Source organism: Alloscardovia macacae (assembly GCF_002259705.1).
Classification (GTDB): Bacteria; Actinomycetota; Actinomycetes; order Actinomycetales; family Bifidobacteriaceae; genus Alloscardovia; species Alloscardovia macacae.
On record NZ_MWWT01000001.1, the window covers coordinates 305,597 to 321,055 of the forward strand.

Here is a 15,459-nt window from a genome sequence, read left to right on the forward strand (position 1 = left end):
GAGAATAGTAAGGATGACAGACCAGACAGCCGTAGAATCCGTAGAAGAGACCGTAGAAGAATCCGTAGAAGAGACCTCTCGCATGCTCTACCCACTCCTCGCTCAGTGGTGGCAGGAAAATGCCCGGGACTTTCCGTGGCGCTTCGGGAAGACGGATGCGTGGGGTGTCCTGCTTTCTGAAGTGATGAGCCAGCAGACTCCTATGACGCGAGTGCTGCCCTACTGGATGAGCTGGATGGACGTGTGGCCTACACCGCGTGCGCTCAGCGAGGCGACGCCGGCGGAGGTGATTACCGCCTGGGGGACTCTTGGATATCCGAGGCGCGCGCTGAGGCTACGCGAGTGTGCGCAGGCTATAGTAGAGCGGCATGCGGGACACGTGCCCGATGCGTATGAGGACCTCGTCGCGCTTCCGGGAATTGGAGACTATACAGCCAGCGCGGTCCTCGCTTTTCACTACCAGCAGCGCATCCCCGTTCTGGATACGAACGTGCGGCGCGTGCTGACGCGGGCGCTCGACGGGCAGGAGTCGCGCGGCAGGTCGGCGACGGCGCGCGAAAAGCAGCTCGCCGGGCGCGCGCTGCCGGCTGATCGGGCGCGTTCCGTGCTGTGGAATCAGGCGACGATGGAGCTCGGCGCGACCGTCTGCACGGCGAAAAATCCGAACTGTGATGCGTGCCCGCTGCGTGCACGCTGTGCGTTCGCGGCGGCGGGCTGGCCGGGGCTCGGGCAGAAGCGTACGCGCGCGAAGCAGAGTTTCGCGGGAACGAACAGGCAGGTGCGCGGGCTTATTCTGAAAGCTCTGCGCGCTGAGCCCACGCATGAGCTGAGCTACGAGAGGGTGCGCGGCGTGTGGGCGGATGCCGTCCAGCTCGATGCCTGCATAGCGAGCCTCGACGAGGACGGACTCGTGGTCATTCGCGCGGACCATAGCGTCGCGCTGCCGTAAATTGGCAGAACCGGCGAGTACACTAGAGCGCATGAACGCACAGAACCGCCGCACACCGAGCCGCCGCACGTATGCCGTCCGCCGAGCCGTCGCGCTCGTCATCCTGCTCGCCGTCCTGGCCGCGCTCGGCTGGGGCGTGGCCGCGCTCGCCTCGCGTGGACGGACCGCGCCGAGCGCTGCGTCCACCGCGAGCACGAGCCAGAAGAAGGTCAATTCTTCCTCCAGCACATCCGGCACATTCCGCTCGCAGAAGGCGAAGGACTCGGGAATCCCGGACTGCAGTGCGAACGACATGTCCGTCACGCTCAGTGCGGACCAAAGCCAGATATATGGCGGTGGGACGCTAAATCTCACGAAAAAATTCGAGCATAAAGGCTCCATGGACTGCCTCGTGGATACGAGCGACGCGTCCATGGTCGTGGTCATCTCGAACTCTCAGGGTGTGCAGGTCTGGCGTAGCGATGCCTGCCCGGCAGAAGCATCCAGCATCCTGCTCGGCCAGAATGATACGTATGAGAAGACGACCGCATGGAATGGCGTCATCTCGAATACCGCGGTGGATGATTCCATATCCTCGCGCGCTACAGTAAACACCGGCGGACATGGCTGCATGAATGCGGGCGAGCAGGCTCCTTACGCGCAGTCGGGGGACTATACTGCGCAGCTGGTGGATGTGAATGACGATTCAGTGAAGTCCGACCTTGTGCACTTTAGCATAGGATAGCTGTGCGTCCTACGAAATCCTCTTACGAAAGCTTCAGCTCGCGTACGACGTCGGCGAGACTGCTCACTTCTACGATGCTCACCTCACCTGGGCGTTCATAGCGCAGGCCGCCGCGTGCGCGCGGTACGAGAATGCGGGTAAAGCCGAGGCGTGCAGCTTCTCGAATCCTATGCTGAATGCGAGGAACTGGGCGCACCTGGCCGGTGAGGGATATCTCACCTATAGCCGCCGTCGTCCGGGGTATGGGCTTCTGCGCGGCTGCGCTCGCCAGCGCTGCGACGATGGCGAGGTCACACGCCGGCTCTTTCGCCTGTCCGCCGGCGATGGTGGAGACGTAGAGGTCTTTTCCCAGCAGATTCACGTGTGCATGACGGTACAGGACTGCCACGAGCATGGCAAGCCGGTTCGTATCCACACCATTGGTCGCGCGTCTCGGTGCTGGCAGAACAGAGTCTGTGACGAGAGTCTGCACTTCTATGGGAAGGCTGCGGTGGCCGTCTATGGTGAAGCTCACACAGGTGCCGGCAGGAGCAGCGTTTTCTGCATCGGTGCCATCGCTCATGAACAGGCCACTCGGGTCTTTCACTTCCTCGATGCCCTCGCCGCTCATGTCGAAGCAGCCCACTTCATCCGTAGGTCCGAAGCGGTTTTTCACTGCGCGCAGGAGGCGCAGTGCGGTCTGGGGGTCTCCCTCGAACTGGCAGACCACATCCACGAGATGCTCGAGCGTGCGCGGTCCCGCTATGGACCCATCCTTCGTGACATGGCCCACGAGTAAGAGTGGGATATCCTGCGCTTTCGCCACGTCGATGAGTGCAGTGGCCACTTCGCGCACCTGAGTGGAGCCGCCTGGAATGCCGTCCACTCGGGAGGAGTGAATGGTCTGTGCGGAGTCCACGATGGCCAGAGCTGGCTTTTCCTGGGCTATGAGGGTGACCACTGTGTCGAGGTCTGTGGTGGAGGCGAGCAGAAGATTCTCCTGCATGGCTCCTATGCGCATGGCGCGCATGCGTATCTGGGCGAGAGACTCTTCGCCGGAGATGTAGAGGACGGAAGCGGGCTTTTCGTCCTCGCCACTCTCGCCACTCTTACCACTCTCGCCGCTCTCACCACTCGCCGCGCCCACGGTGGCTACCCCCACGGTGGCTGCCACATGTCCTGCGGTCTCGAGTAGAAGAGTGGACTTTCCTACCCCCGGCTCACCAGCCATAAGAATGACTGCTCCAGGCACGATGCCGCCGCCGAGCACGCGGTCATACTCGCTAAAGCCGGTAGGAATGCGCTCGGCAGGCTGAAGCGTGGTATCCGTGGCGGCACGCATGAGGTCCTTCATGGATACGGCGCCTAATCCTGCGCTGGTGCCGACTCCTCTGCCAGTAACGCCAGCCCCCGCGGCCGTCGTCCTGCTCGCGCCGCCGCGTGCAGTAGGAGTTACGCGTGCTTCATGGAATTCTTCTATAGTTCCCCACTCGCCGCAGTTCGGGCAGCGGCCGAACCACTTCGAGCCGCTCCACCCGCACTCGGAGCAGAGGAACTGAGAAGAAGATTTCGCCATGGGATACTGCCTGCCTGTGTGTCGTGTGTGTCGGGGTGGTGGGGGGGGGAGTCTGTGTGTCCGTTCTAGGCCTGAGGCTGGGCGCTCGGACCGGCCTGATCGGCGCCCTGACCGGCACCCTGAGCACCCTGAGCCGCGGCCTGAGCAACCGCCGCCTGCTGATCCGCCTCCAGCGCCACGATGCCGCGGTAGAATGCCGCGCGCGTGGCCAGGTGGTATGGCGTGACGTAGAAGGATGCGAGGCCGAACGTGATGGCTACGAGCAGATACCAGCCGAGGAAGGACAGGTCGAGCACGAAAAGCTCCCACTTATGGCCGCGCATCATCTGCTTCGAGGCGGTGACTGCCTCGGCTCCGGTCACCTTATACCCCTGGCTCGCCCAGTCGTCCGTGAGGTAGTAACTCAGTGCATACGAGTACCGTGCGATGATGCCCGGGATAATGAGCAGCAGCGTCCACAGGAAGGTGAAGACCACCGTCATCAGCCAGTTAATAAGCGTAGGAGCGGCCTTCCCATTCGTGAACGGCGAGGCGAGCTCCTGCCCGAAGCTACGATCCGTGCCGTCGAAGACGTGCAGGAAGATGAGCGTGAGAACGACGCCGGCCAGTGATATGGCCACGTCTCCGGTGAACGGCAGTCCGCGCCCACTATCCGAGGCGACGAGGGCGAGGATACTCGGCACCATCACTACGCCTGTGACGAGCATGTACAGGAGCGTCAGGAGTACGGCGGACCCCCACTTTCCTTCGAGCGAGGCTTTTGCTTCGGCCTTCAGCAGGCTGCGGTCGAGGTGCTGCATACGTTCTCCTTTTGTTCGTTTTCAGTGCGCTCTATTCTAGTATGCGGTACGTACGGTGTCCGCCGTCGTAATGCCGTGGGACAATTTACCTATGACTAATGAATCTCTTCAGCAGAAGGATGCTCCAGCGCCGGATGAGAAGGCGTCTGATACGGTAGAAGAAGCCGTCGAGCAACATGATAAGGCGCATCGGTACAGGACTTTCGCCGTCGGGGGTATCCTCGTGGTGGTCGTGCTCGCCCTCGTCTCCGCATTCCTGTGGCCGGGCTGGGCTCTGCAGCCAGCGTCGAACAGCTCTGCCACTGCTTCGGGTAAAGATACTGTGGTAGCGGTCAGTCCTGTGGCCCTTCCGAATGATGCCACCACTTTGGCGAAAATTCTCCCAGACTCTGTGGGAACGTATGCGCGTGGAGAGCTGAAGACTACCACGACATGGGATTCCAGCTCGCCTATCGAGCAGTATGAGGTGACGTATACCTCGGGAGACAGTCAGGCAGACATCACTCTCACCTTCGCGCAGTGGTCCACTGCTGCACAGGCTACCGCGCAGTATGATGCGTTGCGTGGAGCACTTACCGCGGGCACACTGGCCTCGGGGAAGGTTCATGTGAGCGGTCAGGAGACGGGAGATTACGAGATTCATGCAGATGAAGCAGATTCGACGAAGTCTGTGGTCGTCTGGAGGAATGATACGGTGGTCTTTGAAGCTAAGGGGCCGAAGAGTGCGGTGAATAGCTTCTACGCGGGTTTCCCGTACTAAATTTTCGGGATTTTTTCATGATTTTGCGCTCGAAAGGTGCATCAGTCGCTAAGCCGTAGTATCATAGGGAAAGTTGTCAATTAACTAGAGGAGGCTCTGATGGGTTCGGTCATCAAGAAGCGTCGCAAGCGGATGAGCAAGAAGAAGCACCGCAAACTGCTGCGTAAGACTCGCCACCAGCGTAAGTAGTCTTAAATACATGCGTGAAAGGAGCAGATTCCATTCGGAACCTGCTCCTTTTTCGTATCCTCACACGAAGAGCGAAGTCTATCTCTCCTCAAGTCCTTCCCAGCCTTGATATCCCGAAGCAGTGATGCCGAAAGGGGACAGAAGTCGAGCGGCGATGGAATAGGTCATCTCCTCGATGGACGTATAGTGCCCGTAGAAGTTCATAACGGGTGGCATGATACGCACTCCCGGAATGCTCGAAAGCTCCTGCATATTTCTCAGGTGGATGGGGCTGAGCGGACTTTCTCGAGTGCACAGGACGAGTGGACGCTGTTCCTTGATGGTCACATCGGCAGCACGCAGGAGAAGATTCTCTGCATAGCCACTGTGTATGCCGGCCAGAGTTTTCATCGAGCAGGGAACGACCACCATTCCTGCGGTAGGGTAAGAGCCGCTTGCAGGACGTGCGCCTATCTCTGTAGGCTCATACCAGTCATCCGCGAGCTCGCGAACGTCGGAGACACTGAGCCCCGTCTCCCACTGAAGAGTGGTCTGGGAGCTGTCGCTCAGAATGAGTGTAGAGCGCCAGCCATCATCCGCATTTTCTCGAATAATGCGCAGTACATCGATGAGCAGCGGGAGTCCGCTAGCTCCGGTAGCTCCTACGATAATGCGTTTCATGATTCTGTCCTTTCTTCTCGCGTCGAAGGAACCCAGTGCTCAGGATCGACATCCATAAAACGTGATCTCCTAAAACGGTCCTTCTGGTCGAAAGGCACGGTACAGTCGAAGATGGTCTTACGCGCCATACCATGCGCGCTCAGGTGTGAGCTGTACTGAGGGTCATTCGACGGGTCGAGCGGATGGCAGCGCACATCGGGGATGGAGATGACATCCACATCAGACTGGAAGCGTGTGGTCATAGCCCACATGACGTCACTAATGTCGAAGCAGTCCACGTCTGGGTCCACGAGAAAGACGTGCTTGAGCTCGCTAAAGGCGCTAAAAGCGAGGAGAGCAGCCTGCCTCTGACGTCCCTCATCGGACGCCGTCTTCTTCTCAAACTGGAGGATAGCGGCGAATTTTCCTCCTCCGAAAGAAGGACAGTATACATTACGCAGCCGCCCTGGCATGGCTTTGTCTATCATGCCCCAGATGCTGGCTTCTGTAGGTATTCCTGCCATGGACACGTGCTCTTCACTCGGACCTATACAGGTCTGCATGATGGGGTGCCGTCGCGTGGTCACGGCTGTCACTTTGATCTTCCAGCACTGGTCGCTCGCTGGCCCCGTATATCCCGGAAATTCTGGCATAGCATACCCAGTATGCGAGTTCTGATCTTCCTGAACGCGGACATGAGGAATGACTTCGCCTTCGATGACATATTCCGCATTCGCGATGGCACGCTGGTCGACCGTAAGGCAGGAGACGAGCTCCACAGGTTTCCCGCGCAGGGCTCCTGCCACACTCAGCTCATCATATCCGAGGGGTGTCGTAGGCGCTTCGAAGCAGGCTCCTATCTCGATGGCAGGGTCTACGCCGATACTCACGGAGATGGGAAGAGTCTGCCCGAGTTCTTCAGCGCGCTCCGCCATGGCACCGATGTGGCGCGCTCCCGGAGTGAAGAAGATGGAGAGCTCATCTTTTCCCTGAATACATAGACGATGAATAGTCACATCATGCACTCCAGTGTCGGGATGTGTAGCGTAACACATGCCGAGTGTGATGTACGGACCGGCATCATCGGGAGTGTTCGTCGGTGCAGGCAGAAGTGTATGGAGGTCGAAGTCGGGGTCGCTTGCGCGGTGAACGACCTCCTGGCAGGCAGCGGGGCCATCCACAAGGACAGGTGGAATAGGATTATCCACACTCGAGAAGAGCTTTTTTCCGAGCTCCGACGGAGCACATCCGAGCAGAAGCCCCACGCGCTCGCGGCTGGCGAGGAGTCCTATGAGGACAGACGAGTCAGGATGCCCTTCCACACTGTGGAAGAGGAGAGCCGGCCCCTCTGTCGTCGGCCGCGCTACAGTTCCTCCTGCGCCTATGTGCCGATACACTCCGGCGAGCTCGGCATGGGGGTGCACTGGCACATCTGTCTCTGCGAGCTGTCCCGGATGCTGGCGGAGGAGTGCGAGCGCTGAACGGAGGCTGTCTACCTGATTTTCTGATGTCATTCTCTATCCTTTCTTTCGTGTGGCGTTACGCGCACAGAGAGTCGATCCATGCGAAGAGCTCGTCGAGATCATAATCTCCTGCATGAGGCAGACCCCATGGATACTCGAGGTTAACGTCCACTCCTGCCTTCTGGAAGCTTAGATAGAGTAAGGCAGAGATAGCGAGAGACGTGTCGCGGTCCATGGATCCATGACGCAGACGTACGTGCGAAGCAAGCGTGGCGTGAGTATCTGAATGATAGGTCATCGGGTTCATCATGCGGATAATGTGTGCATCTGCCCGAGATTCGTCGCCGTATACCGCAGTAAAATGCTGAGACGGGATGTGAGCGGTTCCGAAGAGCTCATTTTCGGGAGACTGTCCGTTCAGTGCATCAAATGCAGGAGTCTCCTTCATGCGCGTGCGGAAGCGGATGTACCCGTCCCAGTCCATGCGTGTGGCCTGTCCGCCGTCCACCGTTAGCCATGCTGTGACTGCTGGATCATCTGCGAGCGGAGCGCCTGCGTCGAGCGCTTTTTGCGCTGACGCCAGAACGGTATTCTCGATGAGCTCGCGCAGCTCGGCTTCTGGTTCGCCCGTCCAGAATGGCAGAGACTGCAGATACGGCTGGAAGGCGTCGTGTAGTTGAGCGGAGAGCGTCTGCTGGTGAGCTGTGAGAAGACCGTCTTTGTTCAATTTTCTCGGTTCTTTCTCCCCGTCTCGAGGAGGAAGGAACGTGACCATATGGTACTCGAGGAGAGTATGGAACTCCCACTCGTAGGCCATATCTGCATGATCGAGGTTCGTGATAGGGCAGTAGCAGGATGCTGCGAAGATGTCATCGCGCTCATCGGCTGCACCCATCGCAGCAAGGTAGGGAGCATAGTCAGGGTGGTTTCCTGTGCTCGCGAGAAGCGAGGAAAGAGCGCCGCCTGCACTCGTACCATTCGAGATGATTTTCTCGGTGTCGCCGGGAACAGTGGTAGCGTTATGGCGCAGAAAGCGTACAGCGGCTTTGAGATCACAGAGAGCAGCTGGAGCTACGCCTATATTCTGTCCATCCGCATTCGTCATGCCACGCCCGCGCACTCCGGGTGAAACCACCACGTAGCCATGGAGAAGGGCGTAAAAAGTGGCGTTTGTCTCTCCGAGGAAGTTCACTCCAGGAGCCTCCTGAGGGCCTGGCATGTACCCTCCCACAGTATTCGGGAGGAAGATAGGTGCTGTGCTCAGGGTGTATCCATGAACGGACTGACCGGCATAGAATGCTTCGGGGACATAGATACTCAGACGCTGAAAAGCAGCATCGTCGGGGTGGAGTGCGTAGGGTATATTCTCGAAGGCACGGTAGGTCAGTGTCTGACCATCTCTGGTCAGAGTGTGGACCGTGTACTGGTCGGGGGCGAAAGTGAGGTCAGTCATGAGAAATCCTTTCGATGATAGAGGGAAAATTGACCACAGAAATGCTTAACGGTAGCCGAGCGAGGCGTGGATCTCCGGAAGATACTTCTCGACGGTCATGAGCAGAACGCCCACGAGCAGAACGATGCTGAAGAAGAAGCCCATCCAGCCGAAGTCGAATTGGATAGCGGAAACGACGGCGTCAGACTGTACAGGAGCAGCCGGGTCGTATCCTACAGCAGCCAGAATCCATGCCGTAGCAGCAGACCCGAAACCGATGCCTATCTGCGAACCGATGGACTGTGCGGAAGCAGTCAGACCTTCCGAACGAATGCCGTACTTCCACTCGCCATAATCCGCGCTATCCGCGGAAAACGCATACAGTCCGGCGAACATCGGTCCTAGGCCGATGGAACGCAGAACGGTGCCGACGATGATGAGAAGAGTATTCGTCTCAGCGATGCCGGTCAGCGCGAATCCAGCTATCATGAGCACGGCACCTGCGGCCATGAATGCGCGCTTGGAGAAGCGACGGGCACAGTATGGCATGAGGAAGAGGACGAGAATTCCTGGAATCTGTCCGGCCATGAGCAGAACAGTCATGAAGCCTGGATCATGGAGAATAACCGTGCAGTAGAAGATCTGCGCGCCGATGGCATTCGCATTCACGAAAAGAATAAGAGTCCCCAGCAGCAGGCTCAGCCAGAAGTAGCGATTCTTCAAAACAGCAGGAAGCTGTTCCTTCAGAGATGGTTGTGGCGTCTTCTGGAGTGTCTCATCTGCTGAATTCGGGCCAGACATGCCCACTTTCTCCTGCAGAGTTACAGACGGGATGAGAATGAGGACTGCGGTCAGAATACCCAGAACGATACTCGTGAAGAACCATCCCATGCTCAGCTGGAGCCACGTGATGAGGATGCCGGCGGCGAGACCGATGACGTTATTCAGCACGCTGGACACCATGGATGCATCATTACGGCTGTCCACGTCACGCGTGAGGCGAGCGAGCAGAGCGTTATGGGAGATACCGAACATCGTGGCTACGATGCCATTGAGGAAGAGATAGGATACGTAGGCGTAGATGAGCTTCGCTGTCTCACTCCAGCCCATCGGAACATTCATGATGGCCACGATGCCCACGAGCATGAGCGGAGCGCTGGCAAACAGCCACGGGCGTGCTTTACCGAATCGCGAGTGTGTGTTATCGATGAGACTGCCCATGACGAAGTTCGTGATGCCATCGAGGAAGCGGCAGACTACGAACATGGTGCCTATGGATGCGGCTGCTATGCCTGCTGTATCCGTGTAGTAGGCGAGAAGGAAGGTGGCCAGGAGCGTATTCATGACGTTACCGCCACCAGCTCCGAGACCATAGCTGATTTTCTGAAGCCAGCTGAGACGAATCATCTCACTGGAGCCACCGGAGGCGGTCGTATCGAGGACTGGAGAAGACATGTATCGTACCCCTTTGTAAGAGACTTTCTTTTTCTACGAGAAGCGTTCTCGTACTGAAAAAGTCTAGGCGTGTCAGGGATACGACGAAAGGGAGCAGATTAACGAAAAAATGACGAAAAATTATACTTTTCAGTCTGTGTGCTGCGTCTGCTGCTTTCTGTACTGATGGGGAGTGATGTGGTATTCCTTTTTAAAATGCAGAATAAGTCCCCGGGCATCAGAAAAGCCACAGTTCTGCGCTATCGATGTGAGAGACTCATCGGTACTTGTGAGAAGCTGCGCGGCGAGGGAACAGCGCTTTTTCGAGAGATAATCCATGTATGTCAGTCCCGTGCTGTCTTTAAAAAAGCGGGCGAAATACTCTTTCGAAAAGTGGAACTTCTGGGCGACCATTTGCTGAGAGAGGCGCTCGGTATAGTGTTCATCCGTGTACTCGATAATCTGCTGGAGGCGCGCGATGTGCTTATGTCTCGAGGTGGAGATGGCGGCTCGCTCGGGCTGGAGGTGTGTGCTGCAGAGCAGATAGAGCAGCTCGTTCGTCAGACTCCCCTCGAGAATGTGCGTGTAGACCGTACGGACAGAAGGATTCTGAAGGTGGAGAAGCTCACGGAGGATGGCTGCTTCGCGCTCGCGGAGAGACGGGTCGTCGGTACGTACCTGGAAAACGGAGGATGCGAGATTCGGGATAAGGTAGTCCATGTACTGGTAGCCGATGTGGAGTACGATGGCCACTGGAGTGTCATCAGGATACGCCACATACGTGGTGATGTCAGGAATCACGCTATGGAAGCTGTAGGGGCTGATGACGAAGACATCTCCAGGCTGAGCGATGTACTCGCGGCCATCGATGTAGTGGTGAGAATGTCCCACGAGGGTCGCGACCACTTCGAGTGCGGCATGCCAGTGATTCTCCACGATATGCGAGGCGGAGTATGCCGAGTGCGAGTGCGCTGTGATGGAGACGATGCGAAAAGGACCGCGAGATTCGTCGAGAATCTGCATGGGAGCGGCATGGTCGTCCGGAGCGCCGAGGCGGACGGACCCCTTCGACTGCAGTGCGGACGGAGAAGTAGATGGATGGTAAGCGCGGAAAGACTCTGTCATACGGAACTAGTCTAGCGTAGAATGACAGAAAATTATACTTTTTCGGGAAAGGAGAGTGGAAGCGATGAATCCAAGTGAAGGAGAGCTGCATCGCACGCGAGGATGCGTGACTGTCCAGGCACGTATCCGACGTGTGAATGCAGATGTACGAGTAGAGCTCACAGGAGGTGATGTGCCTCATCTCGGAGTGGTCACCATGGTGGATGCGCACGGCGAGATGACCACGCACGCATTCGCGAGTAGACCGGGGCGAGTACATCAGGAAGGAGTACTGACGGAAAAGATGGCGGCGGTTCTGGCTGCGCACGTCTCGGGAAATCTCATCATCCTGGCGGGTGTGCATGTGCAGAATATCACTGCGGAGCAGATGGAGGATGTCTTCCGTGCTACGGACGAGCTGACTGCAGACGTGGCATTATGGCTCGACGAGCATCCCGCACAGGTACTTACGGAACGCTTCTCTCCCGCGCATCCGCGGACCTGAGCATGCCGTAGAATCGTAACCACGACGTGACGGAAGGAAGTATCTATGCGTAAGGAATACACGCGCGCGGTCACCACGCCTATCGATGCGGATGCGAATGTCTTCTCCATCCTCCAGAACCGCGTGCAGCGCGCTGCGCATGAGCCGCTCATCGAGTATAAAGCGGCAGACGGCTCCTGGACAGGGTATACTGCTGAGGAATTCCAGACTGTGGTCATAGGTCTGGCGAAGGGTCTGATGGCGCGCGGTGTGAAGCAGGGAGATGCCGTCGCTGTCATGTCGCGTACGCGCTGGGAGTGGACGGCGCTCGACCTCGCCATCATGAGCATCGGCGCGGTGACGGTGCCTATCTATGAGACGAATTCTGCGCTGCAGGTGAAGACCATAGCGAACGACTCCCAGGTGCGTATCATCGTGGCGGAGAACGATGCGCAGCGCGAGAAAATTGACGCTGTGAGGAACGACATGCCTACGGTTACGGACGTCTTCATCCTCGATAACGACAGTACGGACGTCACCATCATGCAGACGCTGACGGAATACGGAAAGGCCGTGGCGGACGCGGACTTCTGGGCGCGCGAGCAGGCGGTACGCGGCGCGGATCTCGCGACCATCGTCTATACGTCCGGCTCGACGGGCACGCCGAAAGGCATCGAGCTGTCGCACGCGAACTTCGTCTACGCGGCGTACAGCGGCATTCAGTCCATGACGGATATCTGCTACCGTCCGGGCGGCGCGCGGCTGCTGCTGTTCTTACCGCTCGCTCACGTGTTCGCGCGGTATATGCAATTCTTCTGCATCGGATCGGACACAGTCCTCGGCCTGTCGAATAACCTGAAGACTATCATCCCGGACTTCCAGTCGTTTAAGCCGACGTTTATCCTCGCCGTTCCGCGCATCTTCGAAAAAGTGTATAACGCGGCCTCGCAGAAGGCAGGACGCGGATATGTGGGACGGCTGTTTAACCGCGCGGCGAACCTCGCGCGCGAATGGTCGCACGCACAGCAGGAAGGACGCACCCTAAGCTTCGCCAAACGCCTCCAGTATGCGCTCTACCAGCGCGTTATTTATAAGACCATTCTCGGCGTCTTCGGTGGACACGTGGAGTATGCGGTTTCGGGTGGAGCGCCACTCGACTCGTCTATCGCGCATTTCTTTAATGGTGTGGGATTGCCACTGCTCGAGGGCTATGGCATGACCGAGACGTGTGCTCCGGTGTGCGTGAACCCGACGAAGGGGTATAAGATAGGCACCATAGGTGTGCCACTGGAAGGCATGACTTTCGGCGTGGCTGACGATGGTGAGCTGTGTGTGAAGAGTGAGAGTGTGTGCCTCGGGTATCATAATCATCCGGAGATCGACGCCACGCAGCTCGTGGATGGCTGGCTGCATACGGGCGATCTCGGAGATATCGACTCTGATGGGTTTATCCGCATTACAGGGAGGAAGAAGGATCTCATCATTACCGCGGGCGGAAAGAACGTCTCGCCGAGCATGCTGGAGTCCAGCGTAGCCACGTCTCCAGTGGTCAGCCAGTGCGTGGTCATAGGGGATAAGAAGCCGTTCATCGCGGCTCTCATCACGCTGGACCTCGCGGATACGAATGCCTGGCTGGCCTCTCAGGGGGCTGCTGAGGTAGAGTCTTTGGAAGCGGCGGCGGTGAATCCTATCGTGGCTGCAGAAGTGGAGCGTGCCGTGGATAAGGCAAATCTGCAGGTCTCGCGCGCAGAATCCATCCGCAAGTATAAGATTCTCGCCGACACGTTTACTGAGGAAAATGGTATGCTCACGGCGAGCCTGAAGACGAAGCGTTCTGTGATTATCCAGCACTATCAGGATGTGGTAGAGAAGGAGATTTATACGCCGCGGAAGTAGGGTGTGGGAGCGCGGTGTGTGCGCGGGGCTCGATGAGGCTCGAATGAGGCTCGATGGGGCTCGATGGGGCTCGGGCTGACGGCGCACTAAGGTGCTAAGGCACTAAAGCGCTAAGGCTCTAAGGCGCGGAAGCTCTCTGGGCACTCTCCTCTGGGCACTTTCACTTTTCTCGTCAAAACAGCCCGTTTGTAGTCACGAATGACCGTCTGTACAGCGCCTCGGAAAAGCAGAAACCGCAGAAATAAGCCATTCTGATTCTCGAACGCGTTCGGCGAAAACGGTCAAACGTGACTACAAACTCGCCATCTTCACATAAAAAAGTAGAGCGCTCGACATGGTACGTGGTTCAGGCGTACCATGTCGAGCGCTCTACTGAGTCTTGAGCAGCTGCCCTTACTTATGCCCTTACTTATTCGGATTCGTCAGCACACGTGGACCATTTTCGTCACCCACGATAACGGTATCCACCATGTTCAGGAACAAGCCGTGCTCTACCACGCCCACAGTGTGGATGAGGTCCTCAGCCAGTCCCTGAGGATCATCGATGCGCTCGAGGTGCAGATCCACGACGAAATTCTTCTCATCTGTGCGTACAGGCTCGCCCTCAGCATCCAGACGCAGCACCGGCTTATACCCCTTCTTTTCGAAGAGCTTCACCACCTGGCCGGCACCGAATGGAATGACCTCCACTGGCAGTGGGAACTTACCGATGGTGCTGACCACCTTCGACTCATCCACGATCCACACGATCTTATCCGAGTTCGTCGCCACGATCTTCTCCCACAGCAGGGCAGCGCCGCCACCCTTAATGCCGTCGAAGCGGTCGTCCACTTCATCCGCACCATCCACGGTCACATCGATGCGGTCCACATCATCCACATCCACGATGGTGATGCCATAGCCTTCCGCCTGCTCCTTCGTGCGCACCGAGGTGGTCACGCCAGTAAACTTCAGGCCTTCTTCCTGCACACGGCGTCCCAGCTCGTCCACGAAGAAACGCACGGTCGAGCCCGTGCCCAGGCCCACGGTCATTCCGTCCTGGACCAGCTTCGCAGCTTCGATACCTGCTGCCTTCTTCAGTTCATCCTGAGTAGCCATACGGCCTCCTTTATCTGTAGACAAATCCTACACTCTAAAATAGCGTATCCTGATGATTACTCTTCCAGCTTCCGTCGTCAAAGCGGCGGATAGCTTCGTCGAGCTTCGCCACGGCCTGATCCATGTGCTCACTGGCTAGCTGCAGGCGCTGTGCTGCAGCGTCAAAACGTTCGGTGGCCTGGTTCAGACGCGTGATGAGTTCTTCGGTGATGATGCCGTTATCTTCGTGAAAGAGCGGCTGATCGACGAGAGTGGACTCGTGCGGTTCCGGCTCTTCCACTTCTGCGAGCAGCTGCTCTTCCCACAGTCCGAGCTTCGGCTCAGGCTCTGGCAGAGGCTGCGTGATGCGCGTTTCGCGGTTTTCTGGGACTTTCAGCCCGCGCGCATACGGACCGTTTATCAGGACTGACCATCCTTCTTCCGGCATTTTTCCGTCAATTTCCCCTCGACCTGCGCGTTCGGCGAACCCGCGGGCGAGATCATCGACTTTTTCATTATAGAAGTTCCCCGCGTGGCCTTTTACCCAGACGAAGTCCACGGAGCCAGTGCGGGCAGTGAGCTCAGCATCGATAGCTTTAATGAGCTCTGCATTCTTCACTGGCTCTTTCTTCGAGTTCTTCCAGCCATTTCTCTTCCAGCCTTTAATCCACGTGGTGGAGCAGTTAATGGCATACTGAGAATCCGTCTCGATAACGAGAGGATAGTCTCCAGGATGCTCGCGCAAGCACTGGAGGACTGCGGTCAGCTCGCCTATCTGGTTCGTTCCATTCGAGGCGCCACCGCAGTCTTCCGAGCGCCCCGAGATGGCAGTAGATACGCCGCCCGGGTTCTCTCGCGTATGCTCGACCCAACCCCAGCCCATAGGACCGTTCGGGTTATTCAGAGCACTGCCATCAGTGGATACGGTTACTGTGAAGTTAATGGTCATATAT

Annotated in this window: 15 protein-coding genes; 6 read left to right on the plus strand and 9 right to left on the minus strand. The window is 57.7% G+C overall.

The features are described from left to right. The first annotated feature begins 13 nt into the window (after positions 1-13). Both ALMA_RS01290 and ALMA_RS01295 read left to right on the plus strand, forming a co-directional pair. Positions 14-949, plus strand: coding sequence for an HhH-GPD family protein (locus ALMA_RS01290; RefSeq protein WP_094726042.1), 936 nt, complete (start codon positions 14-16; stop codon positions 947-949). 31 nt (positions 950-980) lie between these two features. Continuing rightward, positions 981-1,673, plus strand: a complete 693-nt coding sequence (locus ALMA_RS01295) for a hypothetical protein (RefSeq protein WP_094726043.1) — start codon at positions 981-983, stop codon at positions 1,671-1,673. 22 nt (positions 1,674-1,695) lie between these two features. Here the strand turns inward: ALMA_RS01295 and ALMA_RS01300 are convergent, their stop codons facing one another. Both ALMA_RS01300 and ALMA_RS01305 read right to left on the minus strand, forming a co-directional pair. Beyond that, the gene (locus ALMA_RS01300) at positions 1,696-3,228 is read right to left on the minus strand and encodes a DNA repair protein RadA (RefSeq protein WP_094726044.1); all 1,533 of its coding nucleotides are present in this window, start codon (positions 3,226-3,228) and stop codon (positions 1,696-1,698) included. A gap of 65 nt (positions 3,229-3,293) precedes the next feature. Further along, positions 3,294-4,028: a DUF975 family protein gene (locus ALMA_RS01305; protein WP_094726045.1), complete on the minus strand. Its 735-nt coding sequence runs from the start codon at positions 4,026-4,028 to the stop codon at positions 3,294-3,296. Positions 4,029-4,119: 91 nt separating this feature from the next. Here ALMA_RS01305 and ALMA_RS01310 point away from each other — a divergent pair, with 91 nt between their 5' ends. Then, positions 4,120-4,788 carry a hypothetical protein gene (locus tag ALMA_RS01310; RefSeq protein WP_244568815.1) on the plus strand — a complete coding sequence of 223 codons (669 nt, stop codon included), beginning with the start codon at positions 4,120-4,122 and terminating at the stop codon, positions 4,786-4,788. Positions 4,789-4,887: 99 nt separating this feature from the next. Further along, positions 4,888-4,977, plus strand: coding sequence for a 30S ribosomal protein bS22 (locus ALMA_RS01315; protein WP_004268639.1), 90 nt, complete (start codon positions 4,888-4,890; stop codon positions 4,975-4,977). A 78-nt stretch (positions 4,978-5,055) separates the two neighbouring features. Here ALMA_RS01315 and ALMA_RS01320 read toward each other — a convergent pair whose 3' ends face one another. From ALMA_RS01320 to ALMA_RS01340, 5 genes are all read right to left on the minus strand, one after another. After that, complete coding sequence (locus ALMA_RS01320) at positions 5,056-5,637, minus strand: UbiX family flavin prenyltransferase (RefSeq protein ID WP_094726046.1); 582 nt, start codon at positions 5,635-5,637, stop codon at positions 5,056-5,058. After that, positions 5,634-7,130, minus strand: a complete 1,497-nt coding sequence (locus ALMA_RS01325; RefSeq protein ID WP_094726047.1) for a UbiD family decarboxylase — start codon at positions 7,128-7,130, stop codon at positions 5,634-5,636. The genes ALMA_RS01320 and ALMA_RS01325 overlap by 4 nt, the downstream gene beginning before the upstream one ends. A 25-nt stretch (positions 7,131-7,155) precedes the next feature. Further along, positions 7,156-8,532 (minus strand): subtype B tannase, encoded by a 1,377-nt coding sequence (locus ALMA_RS01330; protein ID WP_094726048.1) that lies wholly within the window; start codon positions 8,530-8,532, stop codon positions 7,156-7,158. Between the two features lie 45 nt (positions 8,533-8,577). Then, a complete protein-coding gene (locus ALMA_RS01335) occupies positions 8,578-9,966 on the minus strand; it encodes an MFS transporter (RefSeq protein ID WP_094726049.1) in 1,389 nt (462 codons plus the stop codon). Between the two features lie 129 nt (positions 9,967-10,095). Beyond that, positions 10,096-11,070 carry an AraC family transcriptional regulator gene (locus ALMA_RS01340; RefSeq protein ID WP_094726050.1) on the minus strand — a complete coding sequence of 325 codons (975 nt, stop codon included), beginning with the start codon at positions 11,068-11,070 and terminating at the stop codon, positions 10,096-10,098. Between the two features lie 64 nt (positions 11,071-11,134). Here ALMA_RS01340 and lpdD point away from each other — a divergent pair, with 64 nt between their 5' ends. Together lpdD and ALMA_RS01350 are read left to right on the plus strand one after the other, a co-directional pair. Beyond that, on the plus strand, positions 11,135-11,554 hold the full coding sequence (gene lpdD, locus ALMA_RS01345; protein WP_094726051.1) for a prenylated flavin chaperone LpdD: 420 nt from the start codon (positions 11,135-11,137) through the stop codon (positions 11,552-11,554). 45 nt (positions 11,555-11,599) lie between these two features. Beyond that, entirely contained in the window at positions 11,600-13,429 is a 1,830-nt protein-coding gene (locus ALMA_RS01350) for an AMP-dependent synthetase/ligase (protein ID WP_094726052.1), read from the plus strand. Positions 13,430-13,834: 405 nt separating this feature from the next. Here the strand turns inward: ALMA_RS01350 and rpiA are convergent, their stop codons facing one another. Next, entirely contained in the window at positions 13,835-14,527 is a 693-nt protein-coding gene (gene rpiA, locus ALMA_RS01355; protein ID WP_094726053.1) for a ribose-5-phosphate isomerase RpiA, read from the minus strand. A gap of 34 nt (positions 14,528-14,561) precedes the next feature. Further along, positions 14,562-15,455, minus strand: a complete 894-nt coding sequence (locus tag ALMA_RS01360) for an RNase H family protein (protein WP_094726054.1) — start codon at positions 15,453-15,455, stop codon at positions 14,562-14,564. Between the last annotated feature and the right edge of the window lie 4 nt (positions 15,456-15,459).

What these genes read in the sequence shown, in the direction of transcription:
- ALMA_RS01350 (WP_094726052.1), top strand. Translation starts at nt 11,600, where the DNA reads ATGCGTAAGGAATACACGCGCGCGGTCACCACGCCTATCGATGCGGAT.
- ALMA_RS01315 (WP_004268639.1), top strand. Translation starts at nt 4,888, where the DNA reads ATGGGTTCGGTCATCAAGAAGCGTCGCAAGCGGATGAGCAAGAAGAAG.
- ALMA_RS01305 (WP_094726045.1), bottom strand. Translation starts at nt 4,028, where the DNA reads ATGCAGCACCTCGACCGCAGCCTGCTGAAGGCCGAAGCAAAAGCCTCG.
- ALMA_RS01340 (WP_094726050.1), bottom strand. Translation starts at nt 11,070, where the DNA reads ATGACAGAGTCTTTCCGCGCTTACCATCCATCTACTTCTCCGTCCGCA.
- ALMA_RS01320 (WP_094726046.1), bottom strand. Translation starts at nt 5,637, where the DNA reads ATGAAACGCATTATCGTAGGAGCTACCGGAGCTAGCGGACTCCCGCTG.
- ALMA_RS01335 (WP_094726049.1), bottom strand. Translation starts at nt 9,966, where the DNA reads ATGTCTTCTCCAGTCCTCGATACGACCGCCTCCGGTGGCTCCAGTGAG.
- rpiA (WP_094726053.1), bottom strand. Translation starts at nt 14,527, where the DNA reads ATGGCTACTCAGGATGAACTGAAGAAGGCAGCAGGTATCGAAGCTGCG.
- ALMA_RS01300 (WP_094726044.1), bottom strand. Translation starts at nt 3,228, where the DNA reads ATGGCGAAATCTTCTTCTCAGTTCCTCTGCTCCGAGTGCGGGTGGAGC.
- ALMA_RS01325 (WP_094726047.1), bottom strand. Translation starts at nt 7,130, where the DNA reads ATGACATCAGAAAATCAGGTAGACAGCCTCCGTTCAGCGCTCGCACTC.
- ALMA_RS01360 (WP_094726054.1), bottom strand. Translation starts at nt 15,455, where the DNA reads ATGACCATTAACTTCACAGTAACCGTATCCACTGATGGCAGTGCTCTG.
- ALMA_RS01295 (WP_094726043.1), top strand. Translation starts at nt 981, where the DNA reads ATGAACGCACAGAACCGCCGCACACCGAGCCGCCGCACGTATGCCGTC.
- ALMA_RS01310 (WP_244568815.1), top strand. Translation starts at nt 4,120, where the DNA reads ATGACTAATGAATCTCTTCAGCAGAAGGATGCTCCAGCGCCGGATGAG.
- lpdD (WP_094726051.1), top strand. Translation starts at nt 11,135, where the DNA reads ATGAATCCAAGTGAAGGAGAGCTGCATCGCACGCGAGGATGCGTGACT.
- ALMA_RS01330 (WP_094726048.1), bottom strand. Translation starts at nt 8,532, where the DNA reads ATGACTGACCTCACTTTCGCCCCCGACCAGTACACGGTCCACACTCTG.
- ALMA_RS01290 (WP_094726042.1), top strand. Translation starts at nt 14, where the DNA reads ATGACAGACCAGACAGCCGTAGAATCCGTAGAAGAGACCGTAGAAGAA.